17 protein-coding genes are annotated in these 17,306 nt (G+C 61.5%); 8 read left to right on the top strand and 9 right to left on the bottom strand.

The window, feature by feature from the left end:
- Positions 1-6: 6 nt before the first annotated feature.
- From D109_RS0105770 to D109_RS0105750, 5 genes are all read right to left on the bottom strand, one after another.
- Positions 7-756: an SDR family NAD(P)-dependent oxidoreductase gene (locus D109_RS0105770; protein ID WP_017476086.1), complete on the bottom strand. Its 750-nt coding sequence runs from the start codon at positions 754-756 to the stop codon at positions 7-9.
- 160 nt (positions 757-916) lie between these two features.
- Positions 917-1,678, bottom strand: coding sequence for an SDR family NAD(P)-dependent oxidoreductase (locus D109_RS0105765; RefSeq protein ID WP_017476085.1), 762 nt, complete (start codon positions 1,676-1,678; stop codon positions 917-919).
- Positions 1,679-1,689: 11 nt separating this feature from the next.
- Positions 1,690-3,030, bottom strand: a complete 1,341-nt coding sequence (locus D109_RS0105760) for an MFS transporter (protein WP_017476084.1) — start codon at positions 3,028-3,030, stop codon at positions 1,690-1,692.
- 42 nt (positions 3,031-3,072) lie between these two features.
- On the bottom strand, positions 3,073-3,951 hold the full coding sequence (locus D109_RS0105755) for a polysaccharide deacetylase (protein WP_003234086.1): 879 nt from the start codon (positions 3,949-3,951) through the stop codon (positions 3,073-3,075).
- Positions 3,952-3,962: 11 nt separating this feature from the next.
- A complete protein-coding gene (locus D109_RS0105750) occupies positions 3,963-5,306 on the bottom strand; it encodes an amidase (RefSeq protein WP_017476083.1) in 1,344 nt (447 codons plus the stop codon).
- Positions 5,307-5,641: 335 nt separating this feature from the next.
- Here D109_RS0105750 and D109_RS0105745 point away from each other — a divergent pair, with 335 nt between their 5' ends.
- The 8 genes from D109_RS0105745 (at position 5,642) to cmoB (ending at position 13,483) form a co-directional block, all read left to right on the top strand.
- Positions 5,642-6,631, top strand: coding sequence for a GntR family transcriptional regulator (locus tag D109_RS0105745; RefSeq protein ID WP_017476082.1), 990 nt, complete (start codon positions 5,642-5,644; stop codon positions 6,629-6,631).
- Positions 6,632-6,788: 157 nt separating this feature from the next.
- Positions 6,789-9,209 (top strand): endopeptidase La, encoded by a 2,421-nt coding sequence (lon, locus tag D109_RS0105740; protein ID WP_017476081.1) that lies wholly within the window; start codon positions 6,789-6,791, stop codon positions 9,207-9,209.
- A 207-nt stretch (positions 9,210-9,416) separates the two neighbouring features.
- Positions 9,417-9,878, top strand: a complete 462-nt coding sequence (locus D109_RS0105735) for a hypothetical protein (RefSeq protein WP_017476080.1) — start codon at positions 9,417-9,419, stop codon at positions 9,876-9,878.
- A 140-nt stretch (positions 9,879-10,018) separates the two neighbouring features.
- Positions 10,019-10,411 carry a protease inhibitor I42 family protein gene (locus tag D109_RS0105730; RefSeq protein ID WP_017476079.1) on the top strand — a complete coding sequence of 131 codons (393 nt, stop codon included), beginning with the start codon at positions 10,019-10,021 and terminating at the stop codon, positions 10,409-10,411.
- 1 nt (position 10,412) lies between these two features.
- Positions 10,413-11,066 (top strand): lysoplasmalogenase, encoded by a 654-nt coding sequence (locus D109_RS0105725; RefSeq protein ID WP_026077800.1) that lies wholly within the window; start codon positions 10,413-10,415, stop codon positions 11,064-11,066.
- Positions 11,067-11,211: 145 nt separating this feature from the next.
- A complete protein-coding gene (locus D109_RS0105720; RefSeq protein WP_017476077.1) occupies positions 11,212-11,643 on the top strand; it encodes a hypothetical protein in 432 nt (143 codons plus the stop codon).
- Between the two features lie 143 nt (positions 11,644-11,786).
- Complete coding sequence (gene cmoA / locus D109_RS0105715; protein WP_017476076.1) at positions 11,787-12,530, top strand: carboxy-S-adenosyl-L-methionine synthase CmoA; 744 nt, start codon at positions 11,787-11,789, stop codon at positions 12,528-12,530.
- Complete coding sequence (gene cmoB / locus D109_RS0105710; RefSeq protein ID WP_017476075.1) at positions 12,527-13,483, top strand: tRNA 5-methoxyuridine(34)/uridine 5-oxyacetic acid(34) synthase CmoB; 957 nt, start codon at positions 12,527-12,529, stop codon at positions 13,481-13,483. The genes cmoA and cmoB overlap by 4 nt, the downstream gene beginning before the upstream one ends.
- Positions 13,484-13,590: 107 nt before the next feature.
- Here the strand turns inward: cmoB and tadA are convergent, their stop codons facing one another.
- The 4 genes from tadA to recO all read right to left on the bottom strand — a co-directional run bounded on the left by tadA (position 13,591) and on the right by recO (position 17,165).
- Positions 13,591-14,079, bottom strand: coding sequence for a tRNA adenosine(34) deaminase TadA (gene tadA, locus D109_RS0105705; RefSeq protein WP_017476074.1), 489 nt, complete (start codon positions 14,077-14,079; stop codon positions 13,591-13,593).
- Complete coding sequence (locus D109_RS0105700) at positions 14,079-15,461, bottom strand: multicopper oxidase family protein (RefSeq protein WP_017476073.1); 1,383 nt, start codon at positions 15,459-15,461, stop codon at positions 14,079-14,081. Before D109_RS0105700 ends, tadA begins: the two co-directional genes overlap by 1 nt.
- Positions 15,462-15,679: 218 nt before the next feature.
- Positions 15,680-16,423: a pyridoxine 5'-phosphate synthase gene (pdxJ, locus tag D109_RS0105695; RefSeq protein ID WP_003210427.1), complete on the bottom strand. Its 744-nt coding sequence runs from the start codon at positions 16,421-16,423 to the stop codon at positions 15,680-15,682.
- 52 nt (positions 16,424-16,475) lie between these two features.
- Positions 16,476-17,165: a DNA repair protein RecO gene (recO, locus tag D109_RS0105690; protein ID WP_017476072.1), complete on the bottom strand. Its 690-nt coding sequence runs from the start codon at positions 17,163-17,165 to the stop codon at positions 16,476-16,478.
- Positions 17,166-17,306: the final 141 nt, after the last annotated feature.

Raw genomic sequence — 17,306 nt, 5'->3', positions numbered from 1 at the left:
GCCCGCTCATGGCATGACATCGCCGGAGTTCGGGCCGAGGGTCTGGCCGACGAACAGGTTGCCACCCGGCTCGCTGGCCAATAACACAGCAGTGGGCGCCACTTCGTCCGCCAGGCCGAAACGGCCCAGCGGCAGCTCGGCGGCCTTGGCGCGTTTCCAGGTGTCGCTGATGCCGCCGACCAACGGCGTCTCAACCGGCCCGGGCGCGATGGCGTTGACCAGGACGTTGTCCTTGGCCACTTCCAGGGCCAGGGATTTGGTGAAGCCGATCACGCCGGCCTTGGCCGCTGCATAGTGCGTCAACTCGGCGCCGCCCTTGATCCCCAGTTGCGAAGCGACATTGATGATCCGGCCCCAGCGCTGGGCGATCATGTGGGGCAAGGCGCGCTGGCTGGCGACGAAAACGCTGGTGAGGTCGACCCGCAGCATGTCGTTCCACATGTCGAGGGTGAGGTCGGCACACCGGGCCTGGGTCAGCATGCCGGCGTTGTTGACCAGGATATCGATGCCACCGTAGTGGGTGACGCAGGCATCGACGCTGGCCTGGGCGCCGTCGACGGTGCCGACGTCGGCCACGCATTCGAGGACTTCGGCGCCGAGGTTACGGCAAGTGATAGCGGTTTCGGCGAGGGTGGCGGCGTCGCGGTCGGCCAGTAGCAGGCGCGCACCTTCGACGGCGTAGGCGCGGGCGATGGCGGCGCCGATGCCGCTGCCGGCACCGGTGATCACGGCGCGGCGGTTAGAGAGTTGGGGCATGGTGAACTCCTGAAATAATCAAACGGCGAACGCGGTCAAAAATGTGGGAGCGGGCTGCTCGCGAATGCGGTGGATCAGTTCCACATGTATTGGCTGGCACTCCGCTTTCGCGAGCAAGCCCGCTCCCACATTTGGAGCGAGTCCGGCTTAAAACTGGGGGTTAGTCCGGCCAGCGCACGGTCAAGCCACCATCAATCACAATGCTCTGCCCGGTGAGGTAACTCGATTCCTCACTGGTCAAAAACCGCACCAGAGACGCGACTTCATCCGCCCGCCCTACCCGGCCCAGCGGAATCGCCCGCGCCGCTTTCGCCAGCCCTTCCGGCCCGAGGGAGTTCTTCGCGTCCAGCGACTGGGGCGTCTCGATCAACCCCGGAATTACCGCATTACAGCGAATTCCCAACGGCGCCAATTCCACCGCCAGCGACCGACACAACCCCGGCACACCGGCCTTGGCCGCCGCATAGTGCGCGTGCTCCTGCCAGCCATACACGCCACCGGCAATCGACGAAATCGCCACCAGCGCGCCGCCTTCATGCATATGCCGGGTCGCCGCCCGGAAGGTGCGCATCACCCCGGTCAGGTCGACGTTGAGCATCTCGTTCCACAGCGCGTCTGTCATCTCCAGCAGTGGCGCACGGCGCAACAATCCTGCGTTGGCCACCGCGTAATCGAGGCGACCGAAGTGCTGGACCGCCTGCGCCGCCAGGTTATCCACCGACGCGGTATCGCCCACGTCCAATGGCAACATCAGGCATTCACCGCCGGCCTCTTCCACCAGCGCAACCGTGTGATGCGGGTCATGGGGATCGGCCGGGTAATACCCGCCCACCACCGCCACGCCGCTGCGGGCATACGCCACCGCGAGGGCCTGGCCGATGCCGCTGGCGGCACCGGTAATCAATGCAACTTTACGACTCATCAACTGACTCCTTACTGGACGGTTTCCGGACGCACATGGCGCGCGGCAAACATCAACGCACCGGACAGGAAGCACGGCAGCGCGCCGAACCACAGCGCAGCGGTCTGCCAGTCACTGCCGGCCGACAACACTTGGGTCGCGCCAAACCCGGCAACCACCGCACCAATGGGGCCCATTGCATGGATGATCGCGCCGCCGGTGGCCCGGATGCTGGTGGGAAAACTTTCGCTGATGAAAAACAGTGCCGCCGAGTACGGCCCGATCAGGAAGAACAGGCCCAGACTGTAGAGCCCGACCACCATCGCCATGTTGCTCGGGCCAAACAGCATCCCGGCGAACGACAGCCCGCCGAGCATCCAGCCCAGGCCGATGACGTTGCGCCGGCCGATCTTGTCGCCCATCCAGCCGTGGCTGAGGTAGCCGCAGTAACCCACCAGGTTCGACAGCACGAGGATGATCAGCGAGTTCTCGAACGAGATGTGGTGCACGCTGACGATCACCGACGTACCCAACACGCTGAACACCTGGATGGCTGCCCAGTTGAGCAACAATGCCGCACCAATCACCAAGGTTGCACGGCGGGCCGGGCCACGGAAGGCGGCCTTGAGGCCAGCCTTGCTGTGTTCGTCATAGTCCACGCCGTAGGTCACGGCGACGTTTTGCGCTTCTTTCACCGAGCCGCTTTTGCGCAGCTCGCTGATGCGCTGGTGAATCTGGAACTGCGGGCTCTCCTTGAGCTTGCGCGCCATGACCGCAATCACAATCGCCGGGATCGCCGCAAACACAAAGCAACCCTGCCAACCAATCACCGGCAGCAACAGCGCGGTCAACCCTGCCGCGATCAACGCGCCCACCGGCCAGCCACCTTGCACCAGGCTGTAGATAAAGCCACGGCGCTTGGCCAGTTTCGGGTCGTCCGAGGCGGCGTACAGCTCGCTCAGGTAAGTGGCGTTGACCGTTTCCTCGGCATACCCCAGGCCGCCCAGCGAACGGATCAGGATCAGTGAAGACTTGCCCCACGCGCCGCCAATGGCGGTCAGTGCCGAGCAGATTGCCGAACCGGCGACGGTGAAAATAATCCCTTTGCGCCGGCCCAGCTTGTCCACGATCGGACCGATGGCCAGCGCGACCACGGCGGTGCCGACCGCCACCCATGTCGCTATCTGCGCTTGCTCCACTTCACCCCAATTAAAGTGCCGCCCGATTTCCGGCAGCAAAGTGCCGAAAAGAATGAAGTCATACACCGCAAACACCCAGGCGAAAAACGCAATCCAGGTGGCGAAACGCACTTCCTTGGGCGTCAGTTGCCGGGGTTTCCAGCCAGTCAGATCAAGCTTGTTGTAGATAGACATGAATCGCGCCTCGGGAGGTTGGCCAGGGTTTAGGTACAGGTGTCAGGTACGCGGTTGGCGGCGGATAAAGTCATCGGCGATTTCGTCGAAGGTGACGAAGCGCACGCCGGCATGGCTCTGGATATGTTCGATCAGCCGCTCAAGCATCAGCAGCACTTGCGGGCGGCCGGAAACGTCGGGGTGGATGGTCATGGTGAACACCGCGTGTTCGTGCTCGCGGTAAACCCAGTCGAACTGGTCGCGCCACATTTCTTCGAGGTGACGCGGGTTGACGAAGCCGTGGCTGTTGGGGGCTTTCTTGATGAACATCATCGGCGGCAGGTCGTCGAGGTACCAGTTGGCCGGGATCTCCACCAGGTCGGTTTCTTCGCCGCGCACCAGGGGTTTCATCCAGGTGTCGGGGTGCTGGCTGTAGTCGATCTTGGTCCAGCTGTCGCCCTTGCGCACGTAGTACGGATGGAAGTCGTTGTGCATCAGGCTGTGGTCGTACTTGATGCCTTTTTTCAGCAGCAGTTCGTTGGTGACCTTGCTGAATTCCCACCAGGGTGCGACGTAGCCGGTGGGGCGTTTGCCGGTGACCTGGGTGATCAGTTCGATGGACTTGTCGAGGACGATTTCTTCCTGCTCGGCGGTCATAGCAATCGGGTTTTCGTGGCTGTAGCCGTGCACGCCGATTTCGTGGCCAGCGTCGGCCACCGCCTTCATTTGCTCGGGGAAAGTTTCCATCGAGTGGCCGGGGATAAACCAGGTGGTGCGCAGGCCGTAGCGCTCGAACAATTTGAGCAGGCGTGGCGCACCGATTTCACCGGCGAACAGGCCACGGGAAATGTCGTCCGGGGAGTCTTCGCCGCCATAGGAACCGAGCCAACCGGCGACCGCGTCGACGTCGACGCCAAATGCACAGAGGATGTCTTTAGCCATGATGTGTCTCCTTAAAAAGTGAGTGCGGTTTCGACTGACAGCGCGGCCCGAAGCAGGCGCGCGTCTTCGCCGCTGGGGGCGCTGAGCAGCAAACCCGTGGGCAGGCCCAGGGCATCGCGGCCGCTGGGCAGGCTGACGCCGGGCATGTCCAGCAGGCTGCCGGGCATGGTCAGGCGCAGGGTGGCGAGGTTGGTGCTGACGAACAGTTGGTCGTCGGCTTCCAGCGGCGCCAGGGCCGGGGCCACATGGGCCACGGTGGGGGTGATGAGGATCGCGCCGTCGAGTTCGTCGACAAGCTGCTGTTGCAGGCGGCGACGGGCGTCGTACAGCGCCAGCAGTTGGCTGGCCGGCAGCGTACGGGCGGCTTCAAGGCGACGGCGTACCCGGGGGTCGAGTTGCTCGGCATCAGGGCTGTCGAGCAGGGCTTCGTGGAGGGCGAAGGCTTCGAAAGCGCCAAGCCAGCCTTGGTGCTGGATCAGGTCGAGGGTGGCCTGGAAGGTCTTCGAGGGGCGCACATCAATCAGTGCGCCGTGCGCCTTCAATTGGTCCACACAACGTTGCAGGTTGTCGCGCACCGCAGGTTCAACCCGTGCGTCTTCCAGCACACTTTGCTCGACCCGGAACCGCTGGCCATTGAGGCTGCGGGGCTGGCGTGGCGGGCGCTGGTCGCGACCATTGAGCAGGTCGTCGATGGCCAGCGCATCGCGCACGCTGCGGGTCAGCGGGCCGAGGCTGTCGAGGGTGTGAGCCAGGGGGAAAACACCATCGCGGCTGTAGCGCCGGCAACTGCTGCGGTACCCCACCACGCCATTCAGCGCAGCGGGAATACGGATGGAGCCGGCGGTGTCGGTGCCCATGGCGATCGGTACGATGCCTGCCGCCACGGCGACCGCCGAACCCGACGATGAGCCGCCAGGAATCCGTGGCTGATCGATGCTGCTCGGGTTATGCGGCGTGCCGAAATGCGGGTTCAGGCCCAGGCCGGAGTACGCCAGCTCGCTAAGGTTGGTCTTGCCCACGCTAACCATGCCGGCGCGGCACAACAGGCCTACGCTCGGCGCATCCAGCAAGGCGGCTGGCGCGTGGCTGCGATAGGCCGCGCCCGCCGTGGTAATGCTGCCAGCCACATCAAACAGATCTTTCCAGGCCAGGGGCACGCCGTCGAACACGCTCAACGGCTGGCCCGCACGCCAGCGGGCGGCAGACGCTTCGGCCTCACGGTGGGCGCGCTCGGCAGTCAGGGAGATGAATACGCTGGGGACTTGGCTCGCATGAGCAAGTGCATGTTCAAGGGCCTGCACCGGGTCGCTGCGGCCGCTGGCAAAATCCTCGGCCAGTGAAGTGGCGTCTGACATGGGAATGACCTTATAAAACGTACATATTAATAAAATGTACATTTTACAAAGGCAGCTTTCGTGCCAGTCTCGTAGGCACCGTATTGGGCGCATTCGACAGCTTTGAGCAGATACACGGGCTAGATGGGTTTCAGACATCAAAAGAAATATCGGCTGAGTTCTAATCCTCGCCCACAATGAAATAATGTATCTTTTATTAATAAGTACATTTTGGTGCAAAAAAGTAACAACCCTCCTTTGAAGGCCCCAAAAAAGTGCCACCGACGTGGCGCAGAGTGACAGGCGCAACTATGAGAGAATCCCCGGCCACCGACCCGTTTGCTCCAGAGAACCCGATGAAAGCAGTGTCAGCCTCGGCTTCCCGTTACGCGATGATTCACCAGGTTTTGCGCGACGCCATCACCCACGGCACCGCCCGCCATGGCCTGGTGTTGCTGGAAGCGCCGCTGGCCGAGCTGTTCGGTACCAGCCGGGTGCCGGTGCGCAAAGCCCTGAACCTGTTGCATGACGAAGGGTTGATCTGCCGCTTCGATGGCCGGGGTTACCTGATCAACCCCGACGGCCTGGACATGGAGCCGCTGCGCCTGCCCCTGAGCCATGCGCACCTGGGCCTCAACGGTGAAGATGAGCTGGTGGATACCCGGCCACTGGGGGAGCGGATCGTCGAGGAAATCGGCGCAGCGCTCTCGACCTGCATCGCCTTCGGGCATTACCGCCTCGATGAACAGGCCGCCGCCGAGCACTACAACGTCAGCCGCGCGGTGGTGCGTGAAGCGCTGATGCGCCTGCGGGACCGTGGCCTGGTGGAAAAGGAACCCTATTCCCAATGGCTGGCCGGGCCACTGACCGCCCGGGAAGTCACCGAAGACTACGAACTGCGCGCCTGCCTGGAGCCGGAAGCCCTGCGCCAAAGCGCGCCGAACCTCGACCGCGACCTGCTGCAAGCCATGTTGCAGCGGGTGCTTGATGCGCAAGAGAGCGCCCACTGCAGCCTGGAGGAAATCGAGCAGATCGAGGAAGACCTGCACCAGCACTGCCTGGCGGGCCTGCAAAACCGCAAGATCGCCGCGCTGATCCGCCAGGGCCAGAGCCCGATGATCATCAGCCGGATTTTCTACCGCCTGCTGGGGATTGGCGCCGATCCGGCGATGCTGGCCGAGCACCGGTTGATCCTGGAGCTGTTGCTGCATGGCGCCTTCGACGCCGCCGCGCTGAACCTGCGCGAGCATCTGCAACGGGCTCGGCAGCGGATGTTGCAGCGTTTGAAGGTGCTGTCGGTGCTGCCCGAACAGCCTTTACCGGCCTACTTGCACAAACTCAGTTGACGAAATGCAATCGAAAATCTGGGAGTGGGCTTGCTCCCACACTTGTTCAGCGGCGCTTTTGAAAATATTGTGCAATATGTTGCTATCTCACCCCACCCATTGAAACCACGGCTGACCTGCCCCATCTAACTTGCATACTTCCTTATGCAGGTGCCCCATGAGCGACCAGCAAGAATTCCCGGACATCGACCTCAACGACTACGCCGATCCGGAAAACGCTGAACACACTTCCACCAACACTGGCCTGGCCCTGCCAGGGCAAAACCTGCCCGACAAGGTCTACATCATCCCGATCCACAATCGGCCGTTCTTCCCGGCGCAAGTGTTGCCGGTGATCGTCAATGAAGAGCCTTGGGCCGAAACCCTGGAGCTGGTGAGCAAATCCGACCACCACTCCCTTGCCCTGTTCTTCATGGAAACCCCGCCTGAAGACCCGCGCCACTTCGACACCTCCAGCCTGCCGCTGTACGGCACCCTGGTGAAGGTGCATCACGCCAGCCGCGAAAACGGCAAGCTGCAATTTGTCGCCCAGGGCCTGACCCGCGTGCGGATCAAGACCTGGCTCAAGCACCACCGCCCACCGTACCTGGTGGAAGTCGAATACCCGCACCAGCCGACCCAGCCGACCGACGAGGTCAAGGCCTACGGCATGGCGCTGATCAATGCGATCAAGGAACTGCTGCCGCTCAACCCGCTGTACAGCGAAGAGCTGAAGAACTACCTCAACCGCTTCAGCCCCAACGATCCATCGCCACTGACCGACTTCGCCGCCGCCCTTACCTCGGCCACCGGCAATGAGCTGCAGCAAGTGCTGGACTGCGTGCCCATGCTCAAGCGCATGGAGAAAGTCCTGCCGATGCTGCGCAAGGAAGTCGAAGTCGCGCGCCTGCAAAAAGAAATCTCCGCCGAAGTGAACCGCAAGATCGGCGAGCACCAGCGCGAGTTCTTCCTCAAGGAACAACTCAAGGTCATCCAGCAAGAGCTGGGGCTGACCAAGGACGATCGCAGCGCCGACGTCGAGCAGTTCGAACAACGCCTGGTGGACAAGGTACTGCCGACCCAGGCGCAAAAACGCATCAGCGAAGAAATGAACAAGCTGTCGATCCTGGAAACCGGTTCGCCGGAGTACGCGGTCACCCGCAACTACCTGGACTGGGCCACCTCGGTGCCATGGGGCGTGTATGGCGAGGACAAACTCGACCTCAAGCACGCCCGCAAAGTGCTCGACAAGCACCACGCTGGCCTGGACGACATCAAGAGTCGCATCCTCGAATTCCTCGCGGTGGGCGCCTATAAAGGCGAAGTCGCCGGTTCTATCGTGTTGCTGGTGGGGCCGCCGGGTGTGGGCAAGACCAGTGTCGGCAAATCGATTGCCGAATCCCTGGGCCGGCCGTTCTACCGCTTCAGCGTCGGCGGCATGCGTGACGAGGCCGAGATCAAGGGTCATCGCCGCACCTACATCGGCGCGATGCCGGGCAAGTTGGTGCAAGCCCTCAAAGATGTGGAAGTGATGAACCCGGTGATCATGCTCGACGAGATCGACAAGATGGGCCAGAGCTACCAGGGCGACCCGGCCTCGGCCCTGCTCGAAACCCTCGACCCGGAACAGAACGTCGAATTCCTCGACCATTACCTGGACCTGCGCCTGGACCTGTCCAAAGTGCTGTTCGTGTGCACCGCCAACACCCTGGATTCAATCCCCGGCCCATTGCTGGACCGGATGGAAGTGATTCGCCTGTCGGGCTACATCACCGAAGAAAAGGTTGCGATTGCCAAGCGCCACCTGTGGCCAAAACAGTTGGAAAAAGCCGGAGTGTCGAAAAACAGCCTGTCCATCAGCGACGGTGCACTGCGCGCGCTGATCGATGGCTACGCCCGGGAAGCCGGTGTGCGTCAGCTGGAAAAACAGTTGGGCAAACTGGTGCGCAAGGCGGTGGTCAAGCTGCTGGATGAGCCGGATTCGGTGATCAAGATCGGCAACAAGGACCTGGAAGCCTCCCTGGGCATGCCGGTGTTCCGTAACGAGCAAGTGCTGTCGGGCACCGGCGTGATTACCGGCTTGGCGTGGACGAGCATGGGCGGCGCGACCCTGCCGATCGAGGCGACGCGCATCCACACGCTGAACCGTGGCTTCAAGCTCACCGGGCAACTGGGTGAGGTGATGAAGGAATCGGCCGAGATTGCCTACAGCTACATCAGCTCGAACCTGAAGTCGTTTGGCGGTGACCCGAAGTTCTTCGATGAAGCCTTCGTGCATCTGCACGTGCCGGAAGGTGCCACACCGAAAGACGGCCCGAGCGCGGGCGTGACCATGGCCAGTGCGCTGCTGTCCCTGGCGCGTAACCAGCCGCCGAAAAAAGGCGTGGCGATGACCGGTGAGCTGACGTTGACCGGGCATGTACTGCCGATTGGCGGGGTACGCGAGAAGGTGATTGCGGCGCGGCGCCAGAAGATTCACGAGTTGATCTTGCCGGAGCCTAACCGCGGAAGTTTTGAGGAACTGCCGGAGTACCTGAAAGAAGGGATGACGGTGCACTTTGCCAAGCGCTTTGCGGATGTGGCGAAGGTGTTGTTCTGAGTTGAATTACAGAAAAACAAAGGGGGCCAGGCATGATGCCTGGCCCCCTTTTTTGAGTCTTATAACCGAATGCGCAACTACCAATAGCCTATCAAGCTATAAAACTGTCAACTCTGACAGTTACAGCCAAGGGTCTGAACACCGTTAAATACGTTCTCAGCCTTCTGCAAACCTGCAGAACATACTTTCTGCCTACGGGAGAGAACAATGAGCACGACAAAGGCAGCCCCTCTGAACCCTGCAAACACCACCGGTTCTATGAAAGCGAACGTCGCTCATCGCGCTCATTTTGAAACGCAAGATTTGGCTTACATTGCCGACTCGGTTCAATTTCAAATCACCGCAACGGCACAGCGTGGTTCGCCACAAAGTAGCCGGAGTATCCTTATAGGCTTGGACGCCGACATCGTGTCCGGAGATTATGATTTCATTAGAGGGGGGACGGGTAAAATAAGAAGTTTCGTGTATTCCGAAGTGGTCAAGACCGGCAATAATTATTTCCTTTTACCAGCGACGACCGAAAAAGCCTCACTCACACTGCACGTCGAAAACAGCAACCAACTCTACCGCGGTACCTTTACGCTGACGGCCAGAACAACAGCGGGTCTGCCCATTGAGATCACAGACGGACATTTCACCGCTTACCTGCCCATCCCCCCTACGCCTTAACATCACGAGCGGGTGGCCTCCCAACAGCTGGCCAAACCGACCGGGACAGATCCAGCATCTGCTCCCCGATGCACACCTCTGTCACACCTTATCTCATCTTCGGTTATGCTCGCCGTTCGTCGTGAATGAACGGAGCCCCCATGACCGCCGCCCGCCTGCTTCTCCCCCTGAGCCTTTGCCTGCTCGCCGCCTGCGCCAGTGCGCCGAAGCAAAACGTCACCGTGGAAAAACAGAGCGCCTGCCCGCTGCAACTCAAGGCCGGGCAAAACCTGATCCTGACCCTGCCCAGCAATCCCACCACCGGTTACCGCTGGGCCATCCAGGATTCCGCCGGCGGGGTACTGCGCAGCCTGAGCCCCGAGGTCTACAGCAACACCGAAGGCACCGGCGTGGTCGGCAGTGGCGGACAATCCACCTGGCGCTTCCAGGCCTTCAACGCCGGCCAGGGCCGTTTGCGCCTTACCTCCCAACAACCCTGGGAGCCAGAAGCGGAACCGGCCGAGACCTTCGACTGCGCCATCACGGTGAACTGATATGCCATGGATGATCCTTGCGTTGATGGGGGCGGTAACCTTTATCTACGGCCTGAGCACCCACGCAGCCCTGCTCTGCCTGTTGGTAAAGCCATTGCCGGTACTGGCGCTGCTGGGCTGGCTGCATGATGCGCCGCCCACCGACTATCGACGCTGGATCAGCCTGGGGCTGATTTTTTCCCTGGTGGGCGATGTGCTGCTGGCCTGGCCCGGCGACTTGTTCATCTTCGGCCTCGGGGCATTTTTGTTCGCGCACCTGGCGTACCTGAAAGCCTACTTGAGCGACTGCCGCCGCCCGGCCATTTTGCCGCTGGTACTGGCGCTGGTGGTGGGCGCGATCTTGCTGAGCATCCTGATCTCCCACGGCCTGGGTCCGTTGCTGGTGCCGGTGGTGGTTTACGCGCTGGTGATCAGCGCGATGCTGTGGCGAGCACTGGCACGATTGGGCAGCGATGTGCCCAGGCGCTCGGCCTACCTGGCGGCGGCAGGCGCCGTGTCGTTTGTGTTTTCCGACACGCTGATCGGGATCAATCGGTTTGTGGTGGCGTTTGAAGCAGCGCCGTATTTGCTGATCGTCAGTTATTGGCTGGGGCAGTGGGGAATTACCGCCTCGGCATTTGCTCAACCAACTCGTGAAAGACACACAAGGCACTAGTTTACAGCCAGGCAGAAAGGTTTATTCCGTTACGCTCTACAAGTAATCACTAAAAATCCTAAAAAACTGTCAATTATGACAGTTCTCGGCAACCGCCAGCTTCGGTAGTTTCCTTACGGAGTAATCCAACGTAAAGGAATTAATCATGACTGCGCGCAAACATAAAAAGATCACATCCATCACCCATACGACCGGACCGTTCAATGGCAAGTCTATAACAAGCTTTGTGCCTGACTATAGTGAAGCGTACGTACACCCCAGCGAAGACGTCATTATTATTAGAGCGGTGCAATTATATTCTCCGAGTACGATATCTGAGATATTCCTTCAAATGGATAAAAACATTCAGAACGGTGAGCATGAGTTCCCGGGGAGTTCAGGCCTTCATTACCTGGACATATACCCTTTGATCGGTGGTGGCCCCTACAAAGTGACCCAGGCAAAACTCACCGTCAATTTTGACCTCACAAAAGGTCACTTCAAAGGAAGCATTACCCTCGACGGCTACTTGCATGGAAATACAACTAACACAATTAATTTCACCTGTGCGTACGACTTGAAATCAGGCCTGCGTTAAAAACTCCAAGCCCATGATCGCCTCTGCCTACACGGTGAGGTGATCGTGACCGGAAATCAGATTTATCAGGCTAAAAGCTCACTGCATCCACGGGCAGTTACGCTAAAATACGCGCCTTTTCCCCCTTCGTCGCCGGAACAGCCGTGAGCAAAGAACCCGATCGCCTATTCGCCCAGCCCCTGCCCCAGGTGCCGGACTTCGCCTTCAACGAAGACGTGGTGCGGGTTTTCCCGGACATGATCAAGCGCTCGGTGCCCGGTTACCCGACCATCGTCGAGAACCTCGGCGTGCTCGCGGCGCAGTTTGCCCAGCCCAATAGTGTGCTCTACGACCTCGGCTCATCCCTCGGCGCGGTGACCCAGGCCCTGCGCCGTCATGTGCGCACCGACGGTTGTCGGGTGATCGCGGTGGATAACTCGGCGGCGATGGTCGAGCGTTGCCGCGAATACCTCAATGGCCAGGACTCGATGTTCCAGGAGTTGCTGCCGGTGGAGGTGATCGACGGCGATATCCTCGCGCTGCAATTCCAGCCGGCGTCGGTAGTCGCGTTGAACTTCACCCTGCAATTCATCGCCCCCGAACAACGCCTGGCGTTGCTCTCGCGCATTCGCCAATCGCTGCTGCCGGGCGGCGCGCTGATCCTTTCGGAAAAGCTGCGCTTCAATGACCCGGAAGAACACGCGCTGCTCACCGACTTACACATCGCCTTCAAACGCGCCAACGGCTACAGCGAACTGGAAATCGCCCAGAAGCGCAGCGCCATCGAAAACGTCATGAAGCCCGACAGCCTCGAAGAACACCGCGAACGCCTACTGGCGGCCGGGTTCTCGAAAGTCGTGCCGTGGTTCCAGTGTCTTAACTTTGCCTCGTTGATTGCCTTGCCATGATTGATCTGTCGCCCCTCGCCCGCCACCTGGTCGGCACTCCCCTGGCCGTTTGGGCCCAGGGCCTGCAAGCGCAACTCGATGCGAAGATGGAAAAAGGTCATGGCGACCTGGAGCGCTGGCAAAGCGCGCTGAATGCGCTGCCAAAGATCATGCCCAGCGAAATCGACCTGCTCAATGGCCTGGTACTCGACACCGATTGCGACGAAGACACCCGTGCGCAAATGCGCACCGCGCTGATGGGATTGTGCCCGTGGCGCAAGGGGCCGTTCGATCTGTTCGGCGTGCACGTCGACACCGAGTGGCGCTCGGACTGGAAGTGGTCACGGGTCGCGCCGCACCTGGACCTCAAGGGCAAACGCATCCTCGATGTGGGCTGCGGTAACGGCTATTACATGTGGCGCATGCTCGGCGCCGGGGCGGACAGCGTGATTGGCGTCGACCCGAACTGGCTGTTCTTCTGCCAGTTCCAGGCGGTACAGCGTTACCTGTCAGAGCCGAGGGCCTGGCACCTGCCATTCCCGTTTGAAGACCTGCCGTCGAACATGGAGGGCTTCGATACGGTGTTTTCCATGGGTGTGTTCTACCACCGACGCTCGCCGATCGAGCATTTGCTGGCGCTGAAGGATTGCCTGGTAAAGGGCGGTGAGCTGGTGCTGGAGACGCTGGTGGTTGAAGGCGATCAGCAGCAGGTGCTGGTGCCGGAAGACCGTTACGCGCAGATGCGCAACGTGTGGTTCCTGCCGTCGGTACCGGCGCTGATGCTGTGGCTGCGCCGCGCGGGCTTCAGTGAGGTGCGCTGTGTGGATGTGAGTGTGACCACGGTCGAGGAACAGCGCGGCACGGAGTGGATGAAGTATCAGTCTCTCAGCGACTTCCTGGACCCAGAGGATCACAGCAAGACCATCGAAGGGCTGCCGGCGCCAATGCGCGCGGTGATCGTCGCGAAGAAGTAACTGATCGTTCCCACGCTCTGCGTGGGAATGCAGTCAGGGACGCTCCGCGTCCCAAAAGCGGACGCAGAGCGTCCTGTGAGATGTTCCCACGCGGAGTGTGGGAACAATCAACGCGCGCGGCGTGCCTTGAAGAACTCGCTCAATACCGTCCCGCACTCTTCAGCCAACACTCCACCTTCATACAGCACCCGATGGTTGAGAAAGCCCTGGGTAAAAAACTGCCCCTGGCTTTGCACAATCCCGGCTTTTGGCTCCAGCGCGCCGTACACCACTCGGGCAATCCGCGAGTGGACGATCAGCCCGGCGCACATGCTGCACGGCTCCAGCGTGACGTAGAGCGTACTGCCCGGCAGCCGGTAATTGCTGACAGCCTGGGCGGCGGCCCGAATCGCAACCATCTCGGCATGCGCACTGGGGTCATTGCCGCTGATGGGGCAGTTGAAGCCACGCCCGATGATTTCTCCGTCCTGTACCAGCACCGCGCCCACCGGCACTTCCCCCAGCGCGGCGCCTTGGGCAGCCAAGGCCAGCGCTTCACGCATGAAGTCCTGGTCGCGGCTGCGGTCGATAATCGCCGTGGGGCGAAACTGGCGCATCACGCCACCTCGATGGCGGCCATCAGGCCGGTTTCCATGTGGTCGATCACATGGCAGTGGAACATCCAGACACCCGGGTTATCCGCCACCAGCGCCACCCGGGCACGTTCGTTCTTGCCCAGCAGGTAGGTGTCGGTGAAGTACGGAATCACCTTGTGGCGGTTCGAGGCGATGACCTTGAAACTCATGCCGTGCAGGTGGATCGGGTGTTGGTACTGAGTCATGTTCTTCAATTCGAAAATGTAGCTCTTGCCCTTTTCCAGCTTGGCAATCGGCCGGTCGGCGCAGGTCTTGTCGGTGATGTCCCAGGCTTGGCCGTTGATCTGCCACAGGCTCGGCGGCTTGCCATTGTCCACGTTCACCGAGACCGATCCCACCCATTCGAAATTGAAGTTGAGTTTCTCGGCATTGGCCAGGTCTGGCTCGGCAATCGGGTTGGCGGGCAGCGCAGGCGGCCATTCGGTGGGGGCGTCGGTGCTGGCCACCGAGCGAAAGGTGCCCAGGCGTACCGGACCGTTGCGGATCGACAGTTCTTCACCGGCCGGCGGTGCCTTGATCGCCAGGCAGATACGCATGCCAGGGCCCAGCCAGTATTCCTTGCCCAACGGGCGTGGCTCGACAGGGTTGCCGTCCAGCGCATAGATCTGCGCTTCAACGTCGGGGATGTTGATGCGATACGTCAGGGTGTTGTCGAGGTTGAGCAGGCGCACGCGGGTGATCTGCCCGGCGGGCAAATCGATCACGGCCTGGGACACGCCGTTGATGGTCGACAGACGCCCGGCAGTACCGCCACGAGCCGCTTCACGCGGGACGCTGAAGGCCACGAAGGCGCCCTCTTCGTCCACATGCCAGCTTTTCAGGCTCAGGGTGCGTTCGTGCTTGAAACCGGTGGGTTCGCGCTCTTCGATGATCAGCGGGCCCACCAGGCCACGGCCCAGTTCTTCGCTGCTGTTCACGTGGGGGTGATACCAATAGCTGCCGGCATCGGGCACGCGGAATTTGTAGTCGAAGTATTCGCCCGGCAGTACCGGCAGTTGCGAGACGTAAGGCACACCGTCCATTTCCAGCGGCAGGCGAATGCCGTGCCAGTGGATGGTGGTGGCGACCGGCAGGTGGTTGATAAAGCGCACCCGCAGCCATTCACCCTGGCGCACCCGCAACTCGGTACCCGGCGCCGAAGGGCCGAACGCCCAGGCTTGGGTCTTGTGCCCCGGCACCAACTCCACGTCCAACGGCGCGGCGATCAACTCGTAATCGTGCCCCGCCTCAGCCTCGGCGACCTTGCCCAGCCAATAGCGGTAAGCACCACCGGCACCGACGCCCACTACCGCGAGACCGGCAAGACCACCCAGGATTTGTCGACGGGAAAACGATTGGGACACAGCAACCTCACGTATCTGCCGCGGGTCCGAGACCCGCAAAGGGCAGATACCATACACCGGCATCACCTAAACAGTAAGGGTTCGCATTGACACATGTGGGAGCGGGCTTGTGTGGGAGCGGGCTTGCTCGCGAAAGCAGTGGGTCAGTTACTCATGCATCGGCTGACACGCCGCCTTCGCGAGCAAGCCCGCTCCCACATTGGATCTTCAGCGCTCTTTTAATGTTTGGCAGCGGCCAGGATCAAGGCTTTCATCTCGGCGACGGCACCTTTGAAGCCAACGAACAGCGCGTGCGCCACCAGCGCATGGCCGATGTTCAGCTCGTTGATGCCCTTGATCGCAGCCACCGCTTCGACGTTGTGGTAGTGCAGGCCGTGGCCGGCATTGACGATCAGGCCTTCGCCCAGGCCGCAGTTGACGCCGTCGATGATGCGCTGCAACTCATCGGCGACTTCGGTCGGCGTGGTGGCATCGGCATAACGGCCGGTGTGCAGCTCGATGGCCGGGGCCCCGACACGGCGCGAGGCTTCGATCTGGCGCTCGTCGGCGTCGATGAACAGCGAGACTTCGCTGCCGATCTTCGACAGGCGCTCCACGGCGGCCTTGATCCGCGCTTCCTGGCCGGCTACATCGAGACCGCCTTCGGTGGTCAGTTCCTGGCGGGTTTCCGGCACCAGGCAGATATGCGCCGGGCGGATGCGTTCGGCGAACGCCATCATTTCTTCGGTGACGCCCATTTCAAAGTTCATGCGGGTTTGCAGCACATCCTTGAGCAGCAGCACGTCGCGCTCCTGGATGTGGCGGCGGTCTTCGCGCAGGTGCACGGTGATGCCGTCGGCGCCCGCTTCTTCGGCGTCCAGCGCGGCCTTGACCGGATCCGGGTAACGGGTGCCCCGGGCCTGGCGCAGGGTGGCTACGTGGTCGATGTTCACGCCGAGAAGAATGCGATTGCTGGTGGTCACGAAAAGCGCTCCTGAAGAGGGAAGGAATCGCTGCACAGCATACACGGGGATGTCAGGGCTTTCGAAACAACTCGCGGCTGACCAGTGGCCGACCGCCCAAATGCACGGCCAGGGCCTGGCGCATCAGGCGCTTGGCGGCAGACAAGGCGCCGGGGGCGGTCCAGTCGGCTTCGCTCATGGCCAGAAGCTCAGTGCCTTGGAACAGGCCGGGTTGCAGCAGGTAGACCCGCTCCAGGCCTGCGTCCACTTGCAGGCGGTACATGCCGTCGGCGTCGATGGGGTCGCCATGCAGGTCGTTGCTCAGTTCGAAGCCGTAGCCCAAGTCATCCAGCAGGCGCCATTCGAATGCGCGCAGCAGCGGTTCCAGGGGACGGCCTTCGGCGAGGGCGAGCAAGGTGGCGGCGTAGTGATCGAAGACGCCGGGGTGTGGGTCTTCGGCGGGCAGCAGGCGGATCAGCAATTCGTTGAGGTAGAGGCCGCTGAACAGCGCCTCACCATTGAGCCAGTTGGAAGCGCCGGCGGCTTCCATGCGGCCGACGTTCTTCAGCTCGCCACGTCCACGAAACTCCACTTCCAGGGCCACGAAGGGCCGCGCCAGGGTGCCGGCCTTGCCGCGGGCGCTGCGCAAGACAGCGCGCAGGCGGCCTTGGGGTGTGAGGAAGTCCACCAGGGCACTGGTCTCGCGGTAGGCGCGGCTGTGCAAGACGTAGGCGGGTTGGCCGGTGGGCGGGGTTTGGGACATGGGGTTCTCGCTGCGGGAACACGGTCTGGAAAACAACGACTATCCAATGTGGGAGCGGGCTTGCTCGCGAATGCGGGGTGTCAGTCAACACATCTGGTGACTGATCCACTGCATTCGCGAGCAAGCCCGCTCCCACATTTG

It is taken from the genome of Pseudomonas sp. PAMC 26793, assembly GCF_000313235.1.
GTDB lineage: Bacteria > Pseudomonadota > Gammaproteobacteria > Pseudomonadales > Pseudomonadaceae > Aquipseudomonas > Aquipseudomonas yamanorum.
The sequence above is the reverse complement of the archived record's forward strand: the minus strand, read 5'-3'. Positions and strand labels throughout refer to the sequence as shown.